Genomic DNA, 25,529 nt, shown 5'->3' with positions numbered 1-25,529 from the left:
GGTCAATAATGCTATGTGACGTTTTATTATATTCTTTCTCTACGTGATTATGTCACTATGCAATAGTGTTCAGCTTTAACCGCAAAGCGGATAAGTCTTATGTTTAAAGTTGTATACAGTTTATGTGTTATACGGCCTTCATAGTACAGAAGTGGGGTATTAAGCATATATTTAGGGTAAGTGTGGCTTATTTTTATAAATCAAAAATAAATAATGCCCGCTAATTAATAGTATGAGCTATTAGGGATTCTTAAAGATTATATAAAATTATCTTTATATGAAAAGCTTTACTCTAATCGTAATTTAAAATACGGGTAAAGAAGATATATTGATTGTGTATAACTATTAAATATTTATCTCGCAATTTGTGGGAGTAGGGTTTCTTTTAAAATACATAAAGAAGTTTCATTTTATTTATTGTAATACTTGAGATATGCTTGGCGCATTACATGTATATATTTTTTTGCAATATCTTCCCATGATTCAGCAGGATCGTTTATACCTTGGAAAGTAGATAATTTATATTCATCATAATTCACAGTTATCTCTTCAAGAGCTTGTAAAATTGAATCGACCGATTCTGGGTTAAACCAAACGACTTTTGCACTATGACGAGATAGGTGCTCACGCATAACAGGAATATCAGAGCAAAGAACTGGTACTCCTAATCTTAACGCTTCTTCTACAGGATAGCTTCCTCCACCTTCCGATAAGCTGGGCATAATTAATGCTTTAGCATTTTTTATAAGAGGTGCAACATCTTGATCAGTTACAAATCCAATTGGATATATATCTTCACTTCTCCGTAGTTCTAATCGTTTTATTAAAGAAACCAGCGTCGGAATAAATGGGATTTCTGGCCATGATGGTGGCTCATTTTGAAGTAAGTCTGTATAAGGGCCAAATAGAACTAACGGATATTTTTTTCTTTTTGTAAATTTTGAGTATGCGAGTAGCAAATTATAATGATTTTTATGCGGAGATGTATTGGAAGGATATACAAAGTATTCAGTGGGTAAGAATGATGTAAAACTTGAGTCTGAAAATAGTTCAGAAGAATATCCAATTGGCAAAATAGCATGAGGAATAACAACAGTACTTTGCAAATCATCTCCAAAGTGTGCAATGATACGGCTTTTTACATATTGTGATGGAGCTATTACAGTAGTACAACCATCTAACCATTTTTTTAAGTCTTCCCAGTATTCCCTTATATATGTTCCACTTGTAAATGGAGGAACAAAATCAAGAATAGTAGCATCGTGAAATGTACAAACGCTAGGTCTGTTAACATCAACATATTTTTGATGATGTGGCCAAAAATAATAGATGACGTGACAATCTTTAATGAAATTTTTTCCTTTTTGTGAATTAATCTCCCCATCAAAATAAATTATTTCAACGTTTGATAAGTTTGTTGTATTGATTCTTTCTTTAAATTTGGATCTAGGAGAGACAATTATTCGAATCAACTCAATATCATCTTGTCGGGCCATAGCTGGTAGAAGGTTAGCTAAAAGCCTTGTTCCCCCGCCAGGTGACTCGTTTTGAGTCCAAATTAGAATTCTCATCAGTTTGTACCACCTTTATCTCATGATATACAAGTTTCTATCTAATTTATGCAATTTTAGACAATTTTGTGTAGCATAATACGAATTATGTATTAGATGTTAATGAAGGATAACGTTTTACATAAATCATACATTTCTTCGAGACGAAAAGTTAGTTGATAAGCTCGTTTTGTTCAGTGTAATTCGTTCTTATATTTTGTTCCCTATTTGTGAGCGATAACATCTTCTATTTTAAGAGTTAGGGAGAAGTAAAGAAGATAGTAGAGCCTCCAATGATAGTAGTTTTACTTCATAAGAGTAGGATAGTGAATTAAATAATTATATATGAAATGTATAAAGTATATTATGGAAAAACAATAGATTTGAGAAATCTTCCGTTATAAAAAATATTATGATTCATATACTGATACGAAATATATAAAAATCACATAATTATTAGACTGAAAGTGGGGGTTATATGAAAAATAAGCAATACAGTAGCAAACCAAAACCTTTGTTGATTTATATTCACATACCAAAAGCGGGAGGAACTACATTAACAGATATAATTTATAGGCAATACTCTAATAATATCCTCTACGATGTTGATCGGTATGGATTGAATCAGCAAAGTGTGTTGTTACTAAAAGAAAAGTTAACAACAGCTGATACTTTATGTGGTCATCTTTTGTTTGGCGTACATCACCATATTTCTAGACCGTGTACTTATATTACGATGTTAAGGAATCCAGTTGAGCAAGTCCTTTCATGGTTTTATTTTGCACATAAGAATCTAGATCAATATAAAGAATTATTTTTTGAAGGGACAATTGATGATTATATAAATAATCCAGCTTTCGATTATTATACCATTAACTTCCAATCTCGTTTCATTACAGGTAGTGATGTTGCAGATTTAGAAATAGCAAAAGAGACTATAGCAAATAATTTTTCTGTAGTAGGTATTACGGAGTTGTTTGATGAATCTCTGTATATTATGAAAAAAGAATTTGGTTGGAAGAATGTTAAATATCAAAAATTAAATGTTAATGCAAAAAGAGCTCGAAGGGAACAAATTCCGCAGACAGTTATTGATAAGATTGTAGAGAAAAATGAAATAGATTTTCAATTATATAATTATGCTAAGGAAATGTTAGAAAAAAAGATTGCTTCTTTAGATGCTGCCTCAATTAGAGAATTACGTGCGTTTCAAGCTAATGATTAGTTTTTTTACTTGAATGATTGTAACAGATATATCTTAGAGGTGATTTAAAGGACTGGAACAGGATTTATTTGGTTTCGTTTTTTTCTGTTGTTGATATGAAAATACAACATTTTGTATTCTACATAGTAATGGATTATGCGTAAGAAAATCAAAATGGATATGATATATAGAATATAATTTTTATATAAAGTTTATTTTTAAGTTTTTAATGCAACTTGTCTATCTGGAAAACATATTATATAGAATAAAGGGGTGAATATAGAAATGAAGTTAGCAGATATTAAAAGAAATTATCATGCAATTTTTAGTTTGGGAGCAGATTGTTATGTAGGCTTTTGGTTAAATCAATTTAAGTTAAGACCGTTTTCTGGATTTTTAGATTGGGTGAGAAGTCCCTCTTTAAAAGATGTAAATCAATTATTAAACAATAGATTTATTAATTTTTTAGAATTACCAAACCTTACCTTTGTTTGTTACACACCTGAAGGTGGGCATAATTTAATAATTAGAGATAATTATTATAATATAGATTTTGTACATGATTTTTTAGCAAATGTTAATACTCCAACTTCATTCCCACAATATACGGAGATAAAAGAAAAATACAATCGCCGTATTCAACGTTTCTTAAACTGTACAGAAACAAGTGAAGAGATTCTTTTTATACGCTCAGGTGGAACGTATGAAGAAGTTGCTGAGCTTGAAATGATTTTATCAAGTATGGTTAAACATAACTTTCAGATTCTTCTTATTTTAGATGGGGATACAGAGGAAATAAAAGAACTTGACTGGGGGTTAAAGCATACTTGTATTGTTCAATTTAAAATGTATCCAGTAAGGGATTACATTCACAATGAAGATGTATTCAAAATATTATTTAATGGGATTGCTTTAACTTCTTAGATAGAATGATTCTATAGTGGTACCTATATTCAAAACACATTAATAATTAAGCGGAATTTAAGGATAGGGTTTTCATTGAATAAGAGAAGTGAAAGATATTAACTTGAATTGTGCATGCTAATGTCCTTTCTACAGTTTAAATTTTCTTACTTTAATGCAAGATAAACGAGCTGTGTTAAATATCAATTCTCTTTAGGTACAATAACCATGTTTGTAGTTAGCATATTTATAGTCCTAAGGACACATCATAATAAATTCAGCACAATGTATAGCAGAAGAGATGTGTCCATACATAATTAATACTTTCGTTGTTTAATGATACTAGACTTTACTATCACTACATATTTTTTTGAAGAGGAGTTGTGTCTTAATCATCTCTCGGCCAGGTTTGCTTTATTGTCTAATACGTAGAATAAGAGTTGAAACGGGGGAGTTAATTATATTTTAAGTAAAGTGAATTTTATTATTTGACTGAAGCTAGTGATTGGTGTTTCATTCTCCAGTTGGGAGATAAAAGTTTGTTATCATTTCCTAAGTATTTATCTCGTTTAATGTTTCAGTTATTTTTAAGCTAATATATCGAATATCATCATCTGTTAAGCTTCCGTAACTTGGAACATTAATACCCTGGGCAGAAATACGATTTATTATAGGGAATTCTAATGAGTCTTGTGAATCTTGGTAAGGAGGCAATGCATGCATAGGATAGAAAAAAGGTCTAGTTTCAATTCCTTTGTCTTTCAAGCGATTCATTAACAAATTCCGTTCGTTTTCAGTAAAATCTTTACATATTATGCTAAACATCCAGTATACATTTTTAGCCCATTCTTTTTCGATAGGTAATATGAGACGATGCTCATCTTTTAAGTTTTGCGTATATTGATTAGCAATTCTAATTCGTTGTTGAATATGCCACTTAATGTTCTCGAGTTGTGCGCAGCCGATTGCTGCCTGAATGTTGGTCATACGATAGTTATATCCTATAACTGGAAACCAATATTTACGTTTCAAGTCCATTCCTTGTGACTTTAGAATTCGAATTTTTTCAGCTATGTGGTCATCATTAGTGGTAATTATTCCCCCTTCACCGGTTGTAATAATCTTGTTGCCAAACAAACTAAAAGTAGCACAATCACCAATTGCTCCCGTCATTTTTCCTTTGTATTGCGCTCCTATAGCTTGAGCAGCATCCTCTATAACAAATAAATTATATTTCCTTGCCAATTCTTTAATAGGGTCCATATCAGCTGGGTGACCATAGATGTGAACAGGAATAATTCCTTTTGTATGCGGTGTGATTTTTTCTTCAATTTTCGTAGGATCAATATTCCATGTTGTTGAATCAGAATCAATAAATATAGGAGTTCCTCCACAATAGACGACTGCATTTGCTGTTGCAACGAATGTAAAAGTGGGGATTATTACTTCATCGCCTTCTTTAATTCCGCATGCTAACAGAGCAAGATGCAAAGCAGTTGTTCCGTTACTGCAAGAAATAGCATGTTTCACACCACAGTACTGTGCAAATTGTTCTTCAAACTTTTGAATATATGAACCGTTTGAAGATATCCAATTAGAATCGAGGCAGTCTATGACATATTGTTTTTCATTTCCATTTAATATAGGACTAGCAATAGGATAAAATTTGGTCATCAAAATGTCCTCCCTACATAAAAATAAGATTAAAGTACAAGTCAAGAGGGATAGGTAATATAAAAAGGTTATAAAATCAAATCTCATAATCCTTTTCTTTGTTGTCGTTCTAAATCGCTATCGACCATCATTGTAATTAGTTCTTTAAACTTCACTTCTGGTTTCCAACTTAATGCTTTTTTCGCTTTTGCTGGATTTCCTAATAGATAATCTACTTCAGCGGGTCTCAGAAACTTTGGATCTTGAATTACATGATTTTCCCAGTTTAATCCGACATAACTAAAGGCGATTTCAACTAATTCTTGAACTGTGTGAGTTTCACCAGTAGCAATAACGTAGTCGTCTGGCTTTTCTTGTTGGAGCATAAGCCACATCGCTTTAACGTAATCTCCAGCATAGCCCCAATCTCGCTTCGCATCCAAGTTGCCTAAATGGAGTTTATCTTGCAACCCGAGTTTAATTTTAGCCACTCCATCTGTTACTTTTCTTGTAACGAACTCCAAACCGCGTCGAGGAGATTCGTGATTAAATAAAATTCCTGAACATGCGAAATTATCATAGCTCTCTCGATAGTTCACAGTAATCCAATGTCCGCATACTTTAGCAACCCCATATGGGCTTCTTGGATAAAACGGAGTTGTTTCTTTCTGGGGAGTTTCCACTACTTTTCCGAACATCTCACTACTAGATGCTTGATAAAATTTAGCGTCTGGTTTGGTGAGCCGAATCGCTTCAAGCATATTTGTGACTCCAAGGGCAGTTATTTCCATTGTATAAATAGGTTGAAGCCAAGAGGTTGCGACAAAAGATTGGGCGGCCAAATTATATACTTCATCTGGATTGGAAACTTTAACAGCTTGAATTAGGGAAGGCAAATCACCTAAATCTCCTGAAAGAAATTCAATTTCGTCTTTTATATGTTTAATGTTTTCATCGTTTTCTGTTGCAGTTCGTCTTTTTAATCCATAAACTTTATATCCTTTATTTAACAATAGTTCTGCTAAATAAGAACCGTCCTGACCTGTAATTCCAGTAATGAATGCTTGTTTCATACTTTCACCCCATGCCGAATATAATCAAACTTTTACCTGCTTTAATCATATGTTTCATATGCCTTGACTGCTACTGAAATACAGTTTACTTTCACCATTACATGAATTGGATAGGGAGTATGGTAGAACTCAGTAAAATAGAGAGACGAAACAATGTTACAATTATTGTTTCTTCCCTCTAGAATAAGGAGTAGATGATTTATACACTAAATACATCCTAATTCTGTTAATCGCTTTTCAATCATGTTTCCAGTCACATTTGGTGAAAAATAGGTTGTAATAGTCTCTTGTCCTTTCTTAGCGATAAGATTACACTTTTTTTGATCGGAGGTAAGTTGGCGCATAAAATAAGCAGCATGCTCAATATCTGGCTCAGCCCATATTTGATATTGTTTGTAAGGACCGTAATTTTGTTTTATTGGAACGAGGGTATAATGGACAGGACAAGAATTATCTGCGTTCATAAAATCAGTATTACCAGACCAATTTGTACCAATTACTGGTTTTCCCAAATACATTGCTTCTGCTAGTACAAGTCCAAACCCTTCAGAACGGTGTAAAGAGACAACGCAGTCAACCGATTGAATTAAGGCATTTACTTCTCCACGATTTAATGATTGATTAATGAGGTAAATATTACTATTATCTTGAATTAGATGCTGAATCTGTTCCACTTCGTCAAGATTAAAATTTGAATTGTTGATTTTTAAAACAAGCCCAACGGAAGGATCATCCTTAGAAAACGCTTTTTGAAATGCTTGAATAGACGCAACTGGATTTTTGCGATGTTGTATACTTCTAGGATCATACATGGAAAGAAATAAAAAGCAATCTGTAGGTAAATTAAAGTATTCACGACTTATACCCTCAGAACACTCTACTTGGATGCAGTGTGGAATAAGGGTTACAGGACGGTTTGTTTTTTTGGATACAGCTTCTAGTACAAAAGATGAGGGAACCCATACTTCATCGACAAGTTTTAAGCTGACATACCATTCCTGAGGAAGCTCTGGAAGCTCCCAATGCCAATAACCAATATTGTAGCGACCTTTAAAAAATTGATTACCAAACTGCATATAAGCGATTGGAAACACATCTGGATTCATATGAAAAATATTAATATTGTGGATAGGATCAGTTATTTCTTTATGTTTCCAAGAGAAATCTAATGATTTTACATGTGGGACCGAATAATTAATAATGCCAAATGGAATATTTGTACTTTGAATGGATTTTGCTGCTAGGCGACAAGATTCTCCTAGTCCAAATTCGGCACGTGCATATCCTACTAGATTAATGCCTTTTTTTAATGGCGTTGTTTCAATCTTTTGCATTGCCTCGCTTCATTCCTTTCATCAACATCTCCGCCATTTCAGGGCGAGTAAACTCAGACGGCAAAGTTTGTCCGCTGCGAAATATTTTTCTAACTTGGGTACCACTTAAGATAACAGGATCGATATTAGAATGTGGGCATGTTTTTATAGAAGCCATGTTCATACAATTTTTACAATAAAAAATATGTTCGAAAAACAGTGGTTGAATTTCAATTGCGATAGGATCAAAATTACGAAAGATTTTTTGGGCATCGTACGTTTAGTAATAGTTTCCTACTCCTGCAGGATTGCGACCGAATATGAGGTGTGTATAACCGTAATTTTTCTTACTAGCTGCATATGTTAAGGGGATTAACAGTTGAGAAGGAGTCAGGCCGATTTATTGCGCCCAACTTTTTATTATTAGTTTAAAAATTGCTTTTTTATGACTTCGCTCATAACCAATTATTAACTTTGGAATTTGTTTGATGAAGTCGTTTCCGTTAACGGCAGAAGCTATAATTAATAAAGATCAAATTGTCAATGCTTCTTCATTTAAGAATCCGTCTAAAGTCTCAGAGGGAGCTAAAATTCAAAACATCATTAAAGAAACTAGTCCGCTGAACAAAACGATATCAGCTAGAAACTTTTCACACATCAAAATTATGAAAGTAATAAAAATAAAGGGGAGTGTAATTATACCTTGAGTGGTCATATGATTTACCTATTTATAAGTTGTTTTAACTAAGGAACATTTAACCAAGGGATAATAATATCTTGGTTAAGTAACCTAAAAGAGATTAGCTTAGAGTATTACTGTAATACTTTATTGTACCTTACTCTCGTTATAGAATACGAAGATGAAAAACACGTAATTATATCCCAATGTTTTATCAATTTCATTATATAAAATAGTCATTAACTGTATATGTTTTTTTTAGTGAATTGACACCACTTTTGTGAACTTATACATTTGTAAGCTAGATTTATAGGAAAGGTCTTAGTATTTCTTATTAAGTATGAAGAAGGGAAATTTTATTGTGGAATTCTGGGGAACTTATCATTTTCTTTTGTCATAATTCATCTCCAATATATTAACTCTTTACTAATAAATGCCAAGGAGGAATGGAATATAAAATAACAGGTTAATAATGCGTGTACAACCGATTTTGAAAATAAGGTTCAATAAAAAAGTTGTTTGAGAATAAAAAAGAGCACTATAATGTAGTGCGCCAAATCAATACAAAAAAGTTTTATAAGGAAATTTGAGTGGGTGTACTTAGTTCTCACTGTAATAATTATGAATTTGTGATTAGAAAAATATTAATTTTTATAAAGGCGTTAAAGGGTATTTGTATGTGGTGAAATCTTTATTAAAAATATATTGTACTAATTGAATAGTTTCATAATCGTAAAAACTATTGTAAGTTGGGAAGCTTGGGAATAAAGGATCTGTAATATCAGCATCCACAAAGTTACCTTTAGAAATCGGCATGTCCTTTTGGTGATTGCATAATTTGGTCAATATGTGTAAAGGAGAAGTTGTCAATTGATATATTTGTTCTAGACTTACAATTTCGGTAGAGAAATTTTCAAGATAGATATATTTTGTAACAAATTCCTCTTCACCTTGTACATATTGCTGTATTAAATGAGGATCTACTTGTTCTAAATCTGTCATATTTGCTTTTAAGTAATAGAGAAAGATTTTAAATGAAATAGGCTTTTTACAAATATCATTACCATAATAAAAACTCCGAATGGGCTTCCATGCTGGGTTTTCTATATAAGGAGGAGCAATCAGTGAGAGAAATGAACTTACAGCTCTTGTATATGGATTTCTCACTAGTTTATAGGTATCTTTCTTTTTTGCATATAAAGCTGCAGCTAGGTCAATAAAGTAGTCCGAGGAGTTTTTGTATACTTCGTTTTCGTAATGATGTATACAAGGATCATATTTTATTGCTTGTTTAAATAATTTAATTTGATAAAAAAACCAATGTGCAAAGGAAGTACAACCACTTTTTTGACTCCAAAATAAAACTAAAGGGAAGTTAGCATTGAAGTGGGGGACGCGTCTATACTTAATAATATTTGTAATAGTCATTTTTACCTCCATTTAATCCTTTTAATATTTATCAGTATATGAATTTAGTTCTTGGTATATGAAAAAGGGAGGGAATTAAAAATGATAATTTTAAAGAATTAATGGACTATGTACGTTACATGAAACCACCTAGTAACACCCAGGTAATACTTATAAGGGTCAAAGACTTAATTACCATCAATGATATATTTTTTCTAAATCTGGTTTTTGCAATTCTGTATCATTGAGACAGACGAAAATGTTTTAAAGCTATATTTTAAAAATCTTTATTAGAATTAAATTTAGCTGAATACTAACTTAAACTAAGTGTGATAAAGAATATCTGTAACGTATAAAAGAATCCGGGAAACAATCTTTTCGGCATAACAAACAATCAATTTTTGAGGAAAGCACAAACTATCTATCCTGATACCGCTAAAGTTAACTGTTTTGTATTAAAGTGTTAATAATTAATATGTATAGGTGTAGGTAAATTCAACTGGATGTATTTAATAAGAAGAGGTGAAAAACAAAAACTTTAAAGTTCGCACGAAATACCAATTTTACGAACAATAATATGTATAAATAAAAATCTAATACAGTATTTAGGGATTTCTAGCTCAAGTGCATGAATCTCAGTATATTGGTATGTGTCCATATAATTCATATTTTATATAGGAATTATTAAATACTGAACAATTCATTGAAAATATTCATAGTAAATTACCTTTTACTATATAGGATTTTTTCTTATGTTGATCTAATTAACTCCTTATAATTATGATTAAATTAACCAATTCATGTTAGATAACGAATTTTAAACTGTTTTCATATATTGATTTTTTGCATGAATTTATATATAAAAATTGTTTTATTTTACATACATTTATATGTAGTTTTTGCACTAATTTTTATGGTTTTATACAAAATTATCACTTAGTTAGCTATAATTTTCATTTGAATAACTACACTATACGATTCAGTTTTGAGTATATTTTAGTATTTCATAATTTAATTATGTAAATAAGTTTGTGTAAAAATTGAATTTAATGCGAACTTGTGTTCGGTACTCTTTTCTGTTATAGTATATATGAGGTGATTTTTATGGATTACAGTAAACAACGTCAAAAATCCGTACATCGTAAGAAATTATACGAGAATTTAATTGAAATGCCCTTTTATATAGAAGAATTTGTGGAGTATAAAGAATTGCATGATGCCTCTCCCTCCACCCTACTGAATTATGTATATGATTTTAGAGTCTTCTTTAATTGGCTATTATCTGAACAAATTATTGAATTTAAGCCTATTAAAGACATATCCTTCTCTGATTTGGAGAATTTAAAGAAAAAAGATGTTGAGAACTTTATGAGGTTTCTAAAACTACAACAAAACATGCAGAATTCCTCTGTTAACAGAAAAATTTCGGCCTTAAAGTCTTTATTTAAGTACCTCACCTCCCTATCAGAGAATGACGATGGAGAATGCTATTTTTATAGAAATGTAATGGCTAAAATAGAAATACATAAAGATAAAGAAACATTAAATGCTCGTGCAAAACGTATGAGATCTAAAATATTCCATAATGATGACGATCAAGAATTTTTGAATTACGTAAAGTACGAACATGAAAAGTCTTTAACAAAACATCAGTTATTCTATTTCTTAAGAGATAAAGATCGTGATGTAGCTATCCTTTCCCTTTTTCTTGGTAGCGGTATTCGTGTAAGTGAATTGGCCGATCTTCGTATGGAAGATATAAACTTAAAAGAAAGACTGATTGATGTAATCCGAAAAGGAAACAAAGAAGATTCTGTATGGATTACACCAATTGCATTGAATGATTTAGAAAAGTATATGGAAACTAGAGATAACAAATATGCTCCAGGGAAAGAATTAAAAAATGTGTTTTTATCGAAGTATAAACATACTGCACAGCCTCTTTCGGTTAGGGCTATCCAAGATATCGTTGAAAAATATACTAAGGCGTACGGTAAAAGAATGTCTCCTCATAAATTAAGACATACATTGGCAAATAAATTATATATGGAAGAAAAAGACTCGTTACAAGTGATGCAACAACTTGGGCATACCAGTCAAGATACAGCTTTGCTATATACACAACTTGGGGAAACAACTATTAAAGATAGTTTAGGCAGAATAGGAAAGAATAAGGAATAAAAGTTCAGCAATACAAAATTGCTGAACTTTTATTATTTTCATTGATAATAGATAGTGACTTAAAATTTATATTAAATTCACTTCATTTTGATATTTATTATGTAATAAATATATAGTTTAAATTATACTTTAGTTAGAACTAAAGAAAAACACATTTTATAAACTAATGAAAGAATATGAAAGCAAATTGGATTGAGCTAGCCAATATCCAGTTCTTTGTTTTTGTAACAACACTTTTGGAATATATATCAATACTGCACTTCTCCAGCTGCTTTTTTACATAAAACTCATTCGAACATACCCCATTTTGAAACAATTCCTATAGAACAATTAGCATTATACTGGGTTCAATAAGACATCCCAATAGAATTTACTCTATTGGGATGTTTTTGAATTATTTAATTAAAAGAGATAGAGTGAAAATCATGTACGAAATACATGTAAGTAACACCAGAAAAAATATAAACTTCGTATGAGATACATATCGTTCTATCCTTTTTCTCATTTCAATTTGTCTTATTTTTTCAACTTAGAAGGATCAATTTGAATTTCCCCCTTCCAGGAACCAGCTACCTTTCCAATTTTATCTATATTTACATCTAATGTAAGTGGCTGTTTAAAGGAACCTTTTCCATCAGGACCTTCCACAAATGTAAGGACACTCTCCGGTCGATCTTTATCACGAATACCTACATGCTTTAGTTCTTGTCCAGCTGCTTTTAGCTTGAATGGTAGGCCATTTTCTCCTTGAATAAATGGTAATTGTGAGAAGCCTCCATCTTTTTCATAGTATTCTGGGTTTTCTTCTTGTTGACCATTTTTCTTACCTTCGTTTTTTAAATTTAATCCATTTGTATCAAACTCAAATGGTACTAAACTCCCATCAGCTTTTTCAATTCTATAATGAACAGATATACGTGAATCTGCAATATATAATTCCTTAAAATGTACCGTCACACCTTGGTCTGTAATTTTCTCATCAATCGGAATGTACTGGCTATTTTTCATCATATCTTGTGTGACACCATTCTCATCTTTCATACCTTCGTTTACAACCTTATCATTTGAAACTTCATTGGAAAAATACGAAGCAACATTTGTGGCTGCCACTTGTACTTGTGGAATCATAGCTGTTGTGAAAAGTCCTGCTGCAGCTACTGCAGCATACATAACGCGTTTTGATTTTTTATTCATATTTGTAAACAATCCCTTCTTCTGTTCAGTTTTTTTATTTATATAAGAAATATTTTCTAGTTTTGTGCGACTTTCAAATGTTTTCCATGCTTGATCGATATCAATGTTGATGTCTTGTGATGAGTGTATTGTTTCTTCCTCTAACATGACATGTTCCCATTGATTTAATTTACTAATTTCAAGTAATGTATCTTGGCACACTTCACATGTATCTAGATGTTTTGTAAATTCTCTTCTTGTATGATGAGGAAGCTCCCCATCTATAAATGCTTGAACAAATCCCTTATCATAACAATTCATTTTTTATGCCTCCTCTATTTGTTTATACATCTTACGAAACTTCTGTTTGGCTCGGATTAATAGTGTTCCAATAGAAGATATGTCAATCTGAAGTACATCTGCAATCTCTTTATATTGAAAACCAGAAAATTTCATTAACAATACGGTTCGATCTCGTTCATTCATATTACTAAGTACGTTTTGTACTTTTGTAATCTCTTCTTTTCTAATCCAATCATCAGCTAATGATGATATAGGTTGCTCCTCATGGTATTGTATGGTTTTTTCTATTCTTGCCTGATGTCTTTTTTCGGATCGTAGATATTTATATGCAACATAAGTAGAAGATTTTATAAGCCAACCAGGTAAACTTTCAATTGTTTTCCAATCATTTCTATATAGCTGTAAAAATACTTCTTGTGCTAGTTCTTCAGCAATAGGTTGATTTTTTACAATCCATAGAATTTGTTTCACAACGTAAACATAGTATTGTTTAAATACATCTTCAAATGTCACATCCGAGACAGGCCTTTCTTCCTTTTTTATCTTTAACATGTCAGTTAAAACCTCACTCTCATTTGATACCTGTATTATAAAGAACCCGGAAAAACGAGTTTTGTAACAAAAATGTTTATTTTTTTATTATGTACGAAAAAAAGCATTCATCTTTCAAGTTGATGAATGCAAAAATTAGAATTGTTTTGGATTTCCCTTCCTGTCCTCACCAAAAATAATTCACCATATTTCCCTTAAAAAATGTGAAGGGAAATATCTTCTGTAAATTATATTAGTTCAAATATTATTCTGAATTTCATCTAATGTTTTGGGAATTACTTTTTCCCCATCTATTGTCATCTTTATTTTTTGCTTTGAATTTGCTGTTACCACCCAAGCATTCGGTAAATAGCGATCTTCATGGGATAATGTAGATGGTGAATTTATAACCTTTCCTCCTAAATATAGCGTAGCAGAAGAACCTCCATCCATAGCCATTGCATTTACTGCTCCTTTTTCATATAGAATATCTTGACACTCTTTTAACGTAGCCCCTATACTATGCGTCTGTCTACCGTCAATGACTAGAAACATAATTGTACCATCTTCTTTTTGGGCCATAATACTTCGCGGAGCAGAACCCCAACCACCGTCTCCTTCTGTAATCATTTTTTCTCCATTTACAATTAACTGTGGCATAAATCCTGCTGCTGAAACGACTTGTTTATCCAAAAGTTGTTGGGTTGAATAATTTCCTGTTATCATTTGCCCAAACTTTGTTAAACCCGTAATAATTGTAGGGGTATTTCTATCCATATTCGTATCAATAGCTTTCCCATTTTCTATTACTATGCCAGTTGCCACATTTCCTCCACCCCTCCCTGTTTCATCAGCAAATCCACTTGCATTCACAGCAACAAGTGCATGATTACGTTTTGCCATTACACTAATTTTTTCTCCCCTGTTAGCGCCCTGTGTTCCTTGATGGCTAACAAGTTTAACATTGAAGGGATTGCTTATGGTAACTAACCTTCCTTCGAAAAGAAAACGACTATCTTTATTGCTTTTAATTGTTTCTACACCAATTTCTAATGGCTGATTTTTTAATTCTTCTAATCTTTTTCCTGCTATTTTTTTATAAATATGCTCATCACTGTTTGACCATTTCGGATGATTAATTCTATCTTGCAGTTTATCTAGTTCCTTTTGGGATAGGAATGTATATGTCGCATATTGTGGATGCTGAGAAGTTAGTATGCTCCCAGCGATTGTTATACGAAGCTCTCGGCCATAGCTAGTACCAAATAATATTCCTATGCCAATAAGCATGAAAATAGAAAATAGAAGCAAAATTCGTTTGAAGATTTTTCTTAGATGTTTCATAGTTTTATCCTCCAGCATTCATTACATTCAATAAATCCATTAAAATATTATTTATCTAAAGACAAAAGTGTTTGATTTCCTCATGCCTGAATTCCCCACTATGTTTTAGCAAGCAATGCAAAATACTTATTTTACATTTCTTATTTATTTGAGTGTATACTTACAAATTTAATAAGGTTTTTGCAACCATGAAATAAATTACTAATCCTGTTCCGTCAACAAATGTTGTAATAAATGGACCTGAAACAACTGCAGGATCTAGTTTTAATTTTCTTAGAATCAAAGGTAAAACAGCTGCAACAAGAGAGGCCCAAATAACAATAAATAATAAAGTGGTTGCTACAACTTGTGAAACTTCTGTTCCAACTCCTAACATATAAGCGCGAGTGAGCCCAGCTATCCCAAGTGCAAGTCCAAGAAGCATACCAATTGCAAATTCTTTTTTCATTACACGGAAAAGGTCTTTAAATTTTACCTCTCCGATACCAATTGCACGAGTAATTGTTGCTACAACCTGTGTTCCTGTATTCCCTCCAGTACCTACTAATAATGGAACAAAGAAAGCAAGGGCAACTACAGTTTCAATTTCGTCTTCAAAATACTTTAATACCGTACCTGTGTATGCCTCAGCAACAAAAAGAAGTAATAACCATGGTAGACGTTTTAAGAAAATGCTCCAAATGCTAGCTTCAAAGTAAGATTGATTCAATGGTTCACTTCCGCCTAACTTTTGAATATCTTCTGTAGCTTCTGCTTCCATAACATTCATTACGTCATCAAATGTTATAATACCAATCATTTTATTATTTGCTGTTGTGACAGGTATTGCTGCTAAATTATAATTCAGTAGCTTTTTTACAACTTCTTGCTGATCAACTTCAGCGTGTACTGAAATTACCTCTTGAATCATGATAGTAGATAATATCTCTTCATCTGCTGCTAGTAATAACTCATGTATGGAAACGATTCCCTCAAGATAACCATGACTATCAAGAACATAACTATAAGATATTGATTCTACATTTTTAGAATGTTCCCTAATATACTTCAATGTCATTTTTACTGACCAATTTCCCCTAACTGCAACAAAATCACTTGTTACAAGACTTCCTGCCGTTTCAGGTTTGAAAGTCATCAATTTTTTCACGTTATGTTTCGAGATTTTATCTAGATACGCCATTAATTTAGCCTGTTTTTCCGGATGAACCGCTAGCAGTAAATCTACTAATTCATCAATCGGTTGTAAATTTAGTAACTTTTTAGCTTTGTTTTCAGATAAGTGAATTAAGATATTATATTTTTCTTCTGCACTCATATATTGAAGAATTTTAGAGCTTTTTAATACAGGAATCGTATTTAGCAATATGACTTGATTTTCAATTGAAAACTGTTTTACTTCTTGTGCAATATCATACGATGGATGACGTAAAACTTTCTCTGCATCCAAGTTATTTTTGGTTATAAGTAATTCCTTTAATAATTTCTTCATGTTAACTCCTCCTCATATTGCTAAGGGAGACTCTAGAGTTTCATGAGTGGTTTTGTTTTATTTTATCTGCCTTAAATTTTTTATTAGAGCAATAATAGTTACATTGCAATCAATTCATTAGTTAGAATTACCTCCTTTTTGAATATAGACCAGATAAAAATAAATAAAATTAAACAGAAAAACCTTTACTCAAAAAGGAGTAAAGGTTTTTTCACAATACAAATAAATGATTATTAAGACAGCTCTGCCAAAATCACAGAGGTGTCTTTCTATCAAATCGTATACCACTCCCTCGTTGAGTTTTAGCACTGTATAGCATAGGTTTTTATAACCAGCTACATTAAGAAGGGCCTTAATCCGACCGTTCCTGTTGACCCATTGGCGTCTCTCGACATTTTTGGGCAGCAGCGTTTCTCTATACAGGAGCCTCACCTAACAAAGCTTATTGAATTACTTCAAAATTTAAACCAGAATTTAATATTTGTCAACTGACTTTCAATTCCATTCATAAAAAAATCTTTTATAGAAAATGAAATTATATTTTATTATAAATTTAAAATTCCTCTTAAAAAACATAGAATTCAAATAGATTTAATTCGATCAAACGTTATAAAACATATGAACCTTATTGTTTTTAATCAAATTCCAACTTTATAACAGAAGATGAATAATTAGTCATTCTGTATATCAAAAGAACATTCTTAAAAAAATCTTCTTTTATGATTAAAATCTTCTTTACCATTTATCAAATTTATATGATTAAATTACTTAATCGAACTATACACTACAAGTCGAAAATATGTATTTATACGAAATGATTACATACATTTTCGTACATCATTTCTCAAAGGGCTATAAAACAATAAAATATATAAAATTAGCAATACGGTTACTTGACAATCAAAAAAAATATATTTATGCTTGCCACACGAAACAAATACATAAAATTTATATTGCTGAACCTGTTAGGTGAGGCTCCTATACAAACACAGGCTATTGCCCAAAAATGTCGAAAGACGCCAATGGGTAGAACAGGAATTGTCGGATTAAGGCTCTTCTTAAGATAGCTAAGTAATGAATTTTCATTACTTTACGTTGTATAGTGCCAAAGCTCTACTAGGGGGAGAAAAGCCTTATTTAGTCATGCCATTTTAAATCCCTCTAGTTACATACTAGGGGGATTTTTGCGTTAAAAAAACCGGGAGTAAGCGATAGAATCTTCCTAAACACAAGTCATATTTATTAATTGACGAGAACAAGATTCTATTCATTAGCAAATGTAATATTATGTTTTGTTTTAAATTAGGAGGATATTAAAATGAAAAAAATATTAAAACTCGATTATTTATTGCTCCTTCCTCTATTCATAACATGTACTTTAGGTATTATCATGATGTATAGTGCGAGCTCCATTGTCGCTGTCCAGCATTACGGTTATAACAGTAGACACTTTGTTGATTCTCAATTAACAAAGCTACTTTTAGGAACAATAGGATTAATAGTTTGTGCTATACTCCCATATGAAATATGGAAAAAACGAATAATCTCTGTCTGTATTATGGTTGGGGGGATTTTTTTATTAATTATGGTTTTATGGAAAGGAAAAGTGGTAAATAATGCTCAATCATGGATCTTTGGAATACAGCCAGCTGAATTTCTTAAATTAGGAACAATACTTGTAACAGCCCGTTTTTTTGCACTACGACAAGAACAAGCTAAAAATAACTGGAGTAGTATGGGAAAACTTTTATTTTTTTTAGCTACAATTTTTTTTCTTATCTTTAAACAACCAAATTTAGGATCTGCACTTTTAATATTAGGTATAGGTTTTAGCATATTTCTTTGCTCAGGAATAAATATAAATCTACTAATCAAAAGAACTACCATCGGTTCTATTTTATGGTTACCTATTTTATATTATTTGATTCAATATAGTTTATCAGAAGTTCAAAAGATACGTATTACTACGATTTTCAATCCCTTTGTTGATGCGCAAGGAAATGGATACCAGCTTGTAAATTCTTTTATTGCCATTGGCTCTGGAGGAATCACTGGTCGTGGATTTGGAAATAGTATACAAAAAACAGGTTATCTTCCAGAACCACACACTGATTTTATAATGGCAATAGTTTCTGAAGAACTAGGATTTATTGGTGTATTTATTCTATTGGCTGGAGTTTTGACTATAGTACTTCGCTCCTTAAAAATTGCACAATTATGTGTAGATCCATTCGGCAGTTTTATAGCGATTGGTATAGGATGTATGATCGGTATGCAATCTGTTGTAAATTTAGGTGGTATTACAGGACTATTTCCTCTTACAGGTACCCCATTTCCATTTGTAAGTTTTGGTGGAAGCTCTTTAATGGTTAATTTAATAGCAATAGGAATATTAATTAATATTTCAATTTTCAACAAAATTAAGTCTAATAATTAGAATATATATTATGTAATATTTTTCAGAAAAATATTACATTCAACCTCATTGAGTAATCTATATTTAAAGAATTTCTAATTAATTTTTTAACTGTATGAATACAAATATCTATGTTCATTTTAATACAAAAAAAAGGCAAGCATAAATTTATGCTTGCCTTCCGTTCTCAAAATCAATTACACCTAAAACAACGTGTGGTTAACCAAATTCAGATACTGTCTTCTAAGCCCTATTTTTTATTTTTCTAAAACAATTCCTGCTATTTCATTAGCATATTTTTTAGAGTCAAATTCATCATAGTTACTTAGTACCACAACAGACAAATATTCTTTTGGAAACCGCATGAAGTGTGAGCGGTAACCTGCCCAACTTCCTGAATGTTCCAAGTATCGAAAGTTAAAACCTTCAACAAGCCTTAACCCAAAAGCATAATCTTCATTGTCAATAATTGTATCCCCAGTTGAAGAAATTTTCGGACCTATTTCGCTCATTCTTTTAACGAGTTTTTTTCCACCAACGGTACCTGTAGTTAAATTTTCTCCCCATTTTACCAGGTCTTCAACTGTTGTATGAACTGCCCCATCCCCTGTATGTTCCCAAGGGCTTTGATAGATTTTATATGTTCCTTGCTCATTCCTCGAATATCCACTAGCAATTGAAATAGTAGTTGGGTAGCAATCCACAATCGCTGTGTCTTTCATGTGTAAAGGATCAAAAATACGTTCCTTTACAAACTGATGTAGGGACTTGCCACTTACCTTCTCTACCACTAGTGACAATAAAAATTATCCTGTATTGCTATACTCAAATTTTGTGCCAACAGGGAACCTTGCAATTTGATGCCCATTAAGGTGTTTTAGCGATTCTTCCACAGTTAATATATCAGTAAATTCAATATTTTCTGCTCCAGCCAATGCCATGTAATCAACTAGTCCACCAGTATGATGAATTAGATGTCTCAATTTTAAATAGTTACAATACTTGTATTGCTTCAATAATATATAATCATTCTTAAGAATGTCATTGAAATGTATCAATAGATTCTAGTGTAGCAAAATAAATTGTGCTATGATGTGAGCAAATATAAAGCTATCTAACGGAGGGATTCACATGCCACATGTTGTGTTTCGTGGAATTACTACTGAACAATTAAAACACATAAGCAAGCCATTAGTAGAAGAGCTCGCAGAGATTTGTGAGTGTGATACGGATAATTTTACGTTGGAACTACCAAGTTCTACGTTTGTATTCAATGGAGAAGAAATAGAAGCGTTTCCTCTTATTGAAGTGAAATGGTTCGAGCGTGGACAGGAAATTCGTGATCGATTTGCCAAGGCCATTACTACATATGTAATGGATTTTGGACTTCCAGAAGTAGAGGTTGTATTTACGGTTTTCACAGAATCAGCGTATTATATTAACGGGAAGCATTGTGCAAGTTAGAGCTATTTGAAAGATTTTTGTAACATTTATAAGGGGTAGCACCACACATCCATCAACTTAAGGATTTAGACTATTTTTGAAGTTAAAAGCACGTTACTATTTTCTTATGTTAATGAGAAAGGGTGACGTGCTTTTTATGAATATGAATCAAAAACAGGAATTATCTTTATTTGCTGAAGAGTTATATCGATATATGTCTCCCGCTACACTTAATCAATTAGCCATAGAAGCAGGCGGGATGAAACGAAAACGTAAGTGCCACGGGCACCATTTCTTATCTTTGTATGTATGGCTAAATCAACAAGTCGCTACTACCTCTCTTACTCAACTATGTAGTCAATTAGAAACTTCAACAGGAGTTTTATTAAGTCCGGAAGGACTTAATCGGCGATTTAACTCGGCTTCTGTAGCCTTCTTTCGAACTGTATTTACTACACTTCTACAAGCTAAAATTGGAGGCGTATCTAAGATTTCTCATTCTCTTTCTTCCTACTTTGAGCGCATTCGCATCCTTGATTCTACAACCTTTCAAGTTCCAGATCGATTCGCATCTACTTATCCTGGTGCCGGAGGATGTAGTCATAAAGCTGGTGTGAAAATTCAACTAGAGTATGACTTGTTAAGTGGAGAATTTTCTGATGTGAAAATTGAACCAGGAAAACGAAGTGATCAGGCGTATGGTGCGACTCGAACAGGCATGATACAAAAGAATGAGCTGTATATTCGTGACTTAGGATATTTTCGTCTACAGGACTTTAAGTCTATTCAAGACAAGCAGGGGTATTATTTATCTCGTCTTAAATTACCAACTAAAATATATTGAAAAGAGTTCGAAACAGTGGTATTTAAAACAAAATCCTCTCAATTAAAACCGGTATATATACAAATTCATTTGGAAGACATTATGAAACAACTACAACCTGGCCAAGTGTATGAATTACACGATGTATATGTAGGGAGTAAAGACAAACTGCCTACTCGTATTGTAGTTTATAGGTGTACCGAGGAGCAAAAACAAAAATGCCTACGTGACCGAGCTATTCGCGAAAAGAAAAAAGGAATTACATATACAGAGCGCACGAAGCTTTTACAAGGTATTACGGTATATATGACAAACATTCCTACGGAATGGGTACCAAAAGAGAAAATCTATGATTTATATTCATTACGTTGGCAAATTGAGCTGTTATTTAAAATATGGAAATCTTGGTTTCAAATTCATCGTTGTAAATCTATTAAACAAGAGCGATTAGAATGTCATCTTTATGGGCAACTCATTAGTATTCTATTATGTTCTTCTACTATGTTTAAAATGCGAGAACTCCTATTACGTAAGAAACAGAAAGAGCTAAGTGAATATAAAGCGATGTACATAATTAAGGATTATTTTTCACTTTTTTACCAAGCATTACACAAAAACACCCAAGAATTATCAAAGGTTCTCCTTCGTCTGTTTAACCTCCTACAGCACAACGGACGAAAATCTCATCGATACGAGAAAAAGACAGTCTTTGATATTTTGGGTGTTGTCTATGAGTATACCACTTCCATTCATCAGGTAGCATAATTATAGTGAAAAAATTGTAACCCGTCAGGGTTTATTTGATATGCCTACTTTTAGGATATCTATAAAAAATAATGAAAAACTAAATAGAAATATCTGTCTTTGTATAAACATATACCTTAAGTTGATGGATGTGTGGTGAGACCCCTAATTTAGTTTAATAATATTAATAGCCGCACCACTTTCAACAGCATCACAAAGAGCTAGAACATCTGCTTCTACACTTGTATTTCTTAATGAAAGAGTTGAATTAGCTGGTATTCTTAAAATAGCTATTCCTGAAAATTGGTCACATGATTCTTCAGAGCTAGCTACTACTCCAAAAGATGTTTGGAAATTAGGAACTGGCACTCCGTTTAGGATAGCAGTTACTATTTGTGATGAAAAACCTGTACTTGATATATTACTAGTTGTAATTACATAGTTAATTGCATAATCTCCAGCTATTGGAATCGATATGGTAGTAGGATTAAGTAAACTAATTCCTCCTGCTGTAGCTATACTTTGATTATTAAATGGAATATCCTGTCCGTTAGGTACCCTAACAAATGTATTTTGCCAAAAGTTACGATAAGCTGGTGAAAAAACACCTGTTGGCCCTGTTGGCCCTGTTTGACCTGTCGGTCCTGTTGATCCCGTTGATCCCGTTGGTCCTGTTGGCCCTGTTTGACCTGTCGGTCCTGTTGATCCCGTTGATCCCGTTGGTCCTGTTGGCCCTGTTTGACCTGTTTGACCTGTTGATCCCGTTGGCCCTGTTTGACCTGTCGGTCCTGTTGATCCCGTTGGCCCTGTTTGACCTGTCGGTCCTGTCGGTCCTGTTGGTCCTGTTGATCCCGTTGGCCCTGTTGGAAATGTAAAGGAAGGAATAGGTGGTAATGTAGGACCAATCAAATTTGGATCTAATGCAGTAGCACTCAACAATTCATTCGATATAAGACCTTTCCATTTTTTATTATTTAACATAATTCACCTCCAAAAAACTCTTACCATAACTAATAAATGCAACAGAAAAACAAAATGACCCAAATACAATATAAAAAAGAGTAACTTTTGCTACTCCATACATACATTTATTAAAAAATAAATGTCCTAACATACAAATAATAGATAAGCCCATTAATAAATAAAAACAATGGGCTTATTTTTATTTAAAATCTAAAAACTACCAAAGTAAACTTTTAAATATTAGTTTACTTTCAAATTGTTGATTTTATTGAATTTATCTCAACTTATCCATTTTCCTCAAAAATGAATAGAAAAATATACATTCAAAATACTATAAATAAAGAATCCAAAAACTTCATGAACAAAAACAAACATCTCATTGATATAAAACTGATTCGAAGTAATTCACCTCACTCTAAGGACTATCAAAAGTAATAATGACCCATACTAAAAATAGATGTAAACGCTTAGATGAAATGGGTGATCAATATGTATATGCCAATGGAACAAGAGGTTAAAGGATATTTAGTTACAGGTCCCTGTCTTGTAATTATAATTTCTTTAATACTTCTAATTTATTGGCTTATTAAATACAAAGAAAAAAATATCATCTGGTTTATTGCACATTTCTTAACCCTTGCTTTAAGTTTATTCCTTCTAATAAATCTTCTAATCGGACCTAACTTTTCTAATTACCCTATGGCATCAGAGAAAAATTCACTTCAATTGGCCCTATCAGGAATCACTTGGATAGTAAGTATTATTTTCCTTTCAAAAGGAATTTTGGAATTTATTAAACGAAACGTTCATAATTAAAAATAGCACCTAACCTTATTTTAAATTAGATAAGATTAGGTGCTATTTTAGTTACCGTAATACAACTTATCGGTAGCCCAACGGGTAGCATAATGTGCCTGTCCATAAAAATGTACGTATTCTTCAACTTATTAGCCGTTTCTATTTATAGTAAGTTATCATCTACTAATAACAGGGATTCATCTTGTTAATTCTTAATCATATTTCTTGAATCCCTTACAATAAATTGAAGGGGTCATGATATATTTGTCTAATTTATTAAACGACTTACAAACATTTCAGTATAGAATCGTATCTTTACGTCTCGTTTCAGGCGACACAATTGAAGGACTTTTATCCCAGATTAATATGATTAACGGGACATTGGTAATCAATAATATCAATGGGACAACAGAGATTGCAGCTGATGAAGTTGTTTCGTTTACCGTTATTCCTTTTGCCTATGTCACAAATGCAAGTACTAATACTGTTTCAGTGATTAATACGTCGACCAATGACGTTATCGGTTCTCCTATTCCCGTTGGATCCTTCCCTATTGGAATCGCGATTACACCTAATGGTCTTGCCGCTTATGTCACTAATCAAGGTTCTGATACGGTTTCTATCATTAATACGTCGACCAATGACGTTATCGGTTCTCCTATTCCCGTTGGAAATGATCCTACTGGGATCGCGATCACACCCAATGGTACCCGGGCTTATGTCACTAATCAGAGTTCTAACACGGTCTCTGTGATTAACATGTTTACGAACACCGTCATCGGTCCCCCTATTCCTGTTGGAGTCGGTCCTGTAGGAATCGCCATCACACCCGATGGTACTCGGGCTTATGTCACTAATGTAGGTGCTAACACAGTCTCTGTGATTAACACGTCGACCAACACCGTCATTGGTTCTCCTATTCCCGTTGGAGACGATCCTGTCGGGATCGCCATCACACCCACTGGTACCCGAGCTTATGTCACTAATCAGGGTTCTAATACAGTTTCAGTAATTAACACGTCGACCAACACCGTCATCGGTTCTCCTATTCCTGTTGGAAATGGTCCCACTGGAATCGCCATTACACCCAATGACATTCGAGCTTATGTCACAAATTTATTTGATAGTACAGTTTCGGTGATTAATACATCCACCAATACCGTGATTAGTTCCCCTATTCCTGTTGATGACCATCCTATTGGAATTACGATCACACCTGATGCCACTCGAGCTTATGTGGTTAATCAAGTTGCTAATACTTTCTCAGTCATTGACATTGCAACTAACAACATCATTGTCTCTTCTATTTTTGTTGGCTTCTTTCCTCATGGAATCGCCATTACACCAATTACGTTTTAAGAGTCCCGTCCACATATCATTTGATATTTGTCGCTACTAGTTTAAACATCTTTTTAGTAAATCTATATTAACTATATACCCTATACACGACCAGTTAATATAACATATCAAATTATTGCAACTCAATGTGTTTAAAAGACTATTAAAAATCCTCCAGATTTTTTAATTGGGGAACTTTTA

Annotated in this window: 17 protein-coding genes, 3 pseudogenes and 2 riboswitches; of the genes and pseudogenes, 8 read left to right on the top strand and 12 right to left on the bottom strand. The window is 32.6% G+C overall.

The annotated features are described in order from the left end of the window. Window positions 1–410 precede the first annotated feature (410 nt). The gene (locus ACTFP3_RS27545; protein ID WP_440011869.1) at window positions 411–1,571 is read right to left on the bottom strand and encodes a glycosyltransferase family 4 protein; all 1,161 of its coding nucleotides are present in this window, start codon (window positions 1,569–1,571) and stop codon (window positions 411–413) included. Between the two features lie 457 nt (window positions 1,572–2,028). On the opposite strand from ACTFP3_RS27545, the gene ACTFP3_RS27540 reads away from it, so the two are divergent. Both ACTFP3_RS27540 and ACTFP3_RS27535 read left to right on the top strand, forming a co-directional pair. Then, window positions 2,029–2,775, top strand: coding sequence for a sulfotransferase family 2 domain-containing protein (locus ACTFP3_RS27540; RefSeq protein WP_440011867.1), 747 nt, complete (start codon window positions 2,029–2,031; stop codon window positions 2,773–2,775). Window positions 2,776–3,039: 264 nt separating this feature from the next. Next, window positions 3,040–3,678 carry a DUF1796 family putative cysteine peptidase gene (locus tag ACTFP3_RS27535; protein WP_440011866.1) on the top strand — a complete coding sequence of 213 codons (639 nt, stop codon included), beginning with the start codon at window positions 3,040–3,042 and terminating at the stop codon, window positions 3,676–3,678. Window positions 3,679–4,209: 531 nt separating this feature from the next. Here ACTFP3_RS27535 and ACTFP3_RS27530 read toward each other — a convergent pair. The 5 genes and pseudogenes from ACTFP3_RS27530 to ACTFP3_RS27510 form a co-directional block, all read right to left on the bottom strand. Beyond that, window positions 4,210–5,331 carry a DegT/DnrJ/EryC1/StrS family aminotransferase gene (locus tag ACTFP3_RS27530; protein ID WP_440011864.1) on the bottom strand — a complete coding sequence of 374 codons (1,122 nt, stop codon included), beginning with the start codon at window positions 5,329–5,331 and terminating at the stop codon, window positions 4,210–4,212. Window positions 5,332–5,414: 83 nt separating this feature from the next. Next, window positions 5,415–6,383: a GDP-mannose 4,6-dehydratase gene (gene gmd, locus ACTFP3_RS27525; RefSeq protein ID WP_440011862.1), complete on the bottom strand. Its 969-nt coding sequence runs from the start codon at window positions 6,381–6,383 to the stop codon at window positions 5,415–5,417. Window positions 6,384–6,589: 206 nt separating this feature from the next. Then, window positions 6,590–7,717: a glycosyltransferase gene (locus ACTFP3_RS27520; protein WP_440011861.1), complete on the bottom strand. Its 1,128-nt coding sequence runs from the start codon at window positions 7,715–7,717 to the stop codon at window positions 6,590–6,592. Continuing rightward, a pseudogene (locus ACTFP3_RS27515) lies at window positions 7,704–8,069 on the bottom strand (sulfate adenylyltransferase). Before ACTFP3_RS27515 ends, ACTFP3_RS27520 begins: the two are co-directional and overlap by 14 nt. A gap of 957 nt (window positions 8,070–9,026) precedes the next feature. Continuing rightward, the gene (locus tag ACTFP3_RS27510; protein WP_440011859.1) at window positions 9,027–9,803 is read right to left on the bottom strand and encodes a sulfotransferase family 2 domain-containing protein; all 777 of its coding nucleotides are present in this window, start codon (window positions 9,801–9,803) and stop codon (window positions 9,027–9,029) included. A gap of 1,083 nt (window positions 9,804–10,886) precedes the next feature. Between ACTFP3_RS27510 and xerS the strand changes: the two genes are divergently transcribed. Next, complete coding sequence (gene xerS / locus ACTFP3_RS27505) at window positions 10,887–11,963, top strand: tyrosine recombinase XerS (RefSeq protein WP_440011857.1); 1,077 nt, start codon at window positions 10,887–10,889, stop codon at window positions 11,961–11,963. Between the two features lie 516 nt (window positions 11,964–12,479). Here xerS and ACTFP3_RS27500 read toward each other — a convergent pair. The 4 genes from ACTFP3_RS27500 to mgtE all read right to left on the bottom strand — a co-directional run bounded on the left by ACTFP3_RS27500 (window position 12,480) and on the right by mgtE (window position 16,803). Continuing rightward, the gene (locus tag ACTFP3_RS27500; protein ID WP_440011855.1) at window positions 12,480–13,457 is read right to left on the bottom strand and encodes a DUF4179 domain-containing protein; all 978 of its coding nucleotides are present in this window, start codon (window positions 13,455–13,457) and stop codon (window positions 12,480–12,482) included. A 3-nt stretch (window positions 13,458–13,460) separates the two neighbouring features. Further along, complete coding sequence (locus ACTFP3_RS27495) at window positions 13,461–13,991, bottom strand: RNA polymerase sigma factor SigX (RefSeq protein WP_149214540.1); 531 nt, start codon at window positions 13,989–13,991, stop codon at window positions 13,461–13,463. A gap of 237 nt (window positions 13,992–14,228) precedes the next feature. Further along, window positions 14,229–15,314, bottom strand: coding sequence for a phosphodiester glycosidase family protein (locus ACTFP3_RS27490; RefSeq protein WP_440011853.1), 1,086 nt, complete (start codon window positions 15,312–15,314; stop codon window positions 14,229–14,231). Window positions 15,315–15,474: 160 nt separating this feature from the next. Next, a complete protein-coding gene (gene mgtE / locus ACTFP3_RS27485; RefSeq protein ID WP_440011852.1) occupies window positions 15,475–16,803 on the bottom strand; it encodes a magnesium transporter in 1,329 nt (442 codons plus the stop codon). Window positions 16,804–17,084: 281 nt separating this feature from the next. Next, window positions 17,085–17,250: riboswitch (M-box (ykoK) riboswitch) on the bottom strand. A 507-nt stretch (window positions 17,251–17,757) separates the two neighbouring features. Continuing rightward, a riboswitch (M-box (ykoK) riboswitch) is annotated at window positions 17,758–17,934 on the top strand. Window positions 17,935–18,121: 187 nt separating this feature from the next. Here mgtE and ACTFP3_RS27480 point away from each other — a divergent pair. Next, window positions 18,122–19,240, top strand: a complete 1,119-nt coding sequence (locus tag ACTFP3_RS27480) for an FtsW/RodA/SpoVE family cell cycle protein (protein WP_440011850.1) — start codon at window positions 18,122–18,124, stop codon at window positions 19,238–19,240. Window positions 19,241–19,476: 236 nt separating this feature from the next. Here ACTFP3_RS27480 and ACTFP3_RS27475 read toward each other — a convergent pair. After that, window positions 19,477–20,205, bottom strand: a pseudogene (locus ACTFP3_RS27475) (serine hydrolase domain-containing protein); the annotation flags it as partial. Between the two features lie 145 nt (window positions 20,206–20,350). On the opposite strand from ACTFP3_RS27475, the gene ACTFP3_RS27470 reads away from it, so the two are divergent. Continuing rightward, window positions 20,351–20,683 (top strand): DUF1904 family protein, encoded by a 333-nt coding sequence (locus tag ACTFP3_RS27470; RefSeq protein ID WP_001120953.1) that lies wholly within the window; start codon window positions 20,351–20,353, stop codon window positions 20,681–20,683. Window positions 20,684–20,819: 136 nt separating this feature from the next. Continuing rightward, a pseudogene (locus ACTFP3_RS27465) lies at window positions 20,820–22,250 on the top strand (IS4 family transposase). 144 nt (window positions 22,251–22,394) lie between these two features. Here ACTFP3_RS27465 and ACTFP3_RS27460 read toward each other — a convergent pair. Further along, the gene (locus ACTFP3_RS27460) at window positions 22,395–23,210 is read right to left on the bottom strand and encodes an exosporium leader peptide-containing protein (RefSeq protein WP_440011848.1); all 816 of its coding nucleotides are present in this window, start codon (window positions 23,208–23,210) and stop codon (window positions 22,395–22,397) included. A 477-nt stretch (window positions 23,211–23,687) separates the two neighbouring features. On the opposite strand from ACTFP3_RS27460, the gene ACTFP3_RS27455 reads away from it, so the two are divergent. Together ACTFP3_RS27455 and ACTFP3_RS27450 are read left to right on the top strand one after the other, a co-directional pair. Then, complete coding sequence (locus ACTFP3_RS27455) at window positions 23,688–24,008, top strand: hypothetical protein (RefSeq protein WP_440011846.1); 321 nt, start codon at window positions 23,688–23,690, stop codon at window positions 24,006–24,008. A gap of 246 nt (window positions 24,009–24,254) precedes the next feature. Beyond that, window positions 24,255–25,349 (top strand): YncE family protein, encoded by a 1,095-nt coding sequence (locus ACTFP3_RS27450; RefSeq protein WP_440011845.1) that lies wholly within the window; start codon window positions 24,255–24,257, stop codon window positions 25,347–25,349. Window positions 25,350–25,529: the final 180 nt, after the last annotated feature.

It is taken from the genome of Bacillus cereus group sp. MYBK5-2 (assembly GCF_051915685.1).
Classification (GTDB): Bacteria; Bacillota; Bacilli; order Bacillales; family Bacillaceae_G; genus Bacillus_A; species Bacillus_A cereus.
This window is presented reverse-complemented; position numbering and strand designations above follow the sequence as displayed.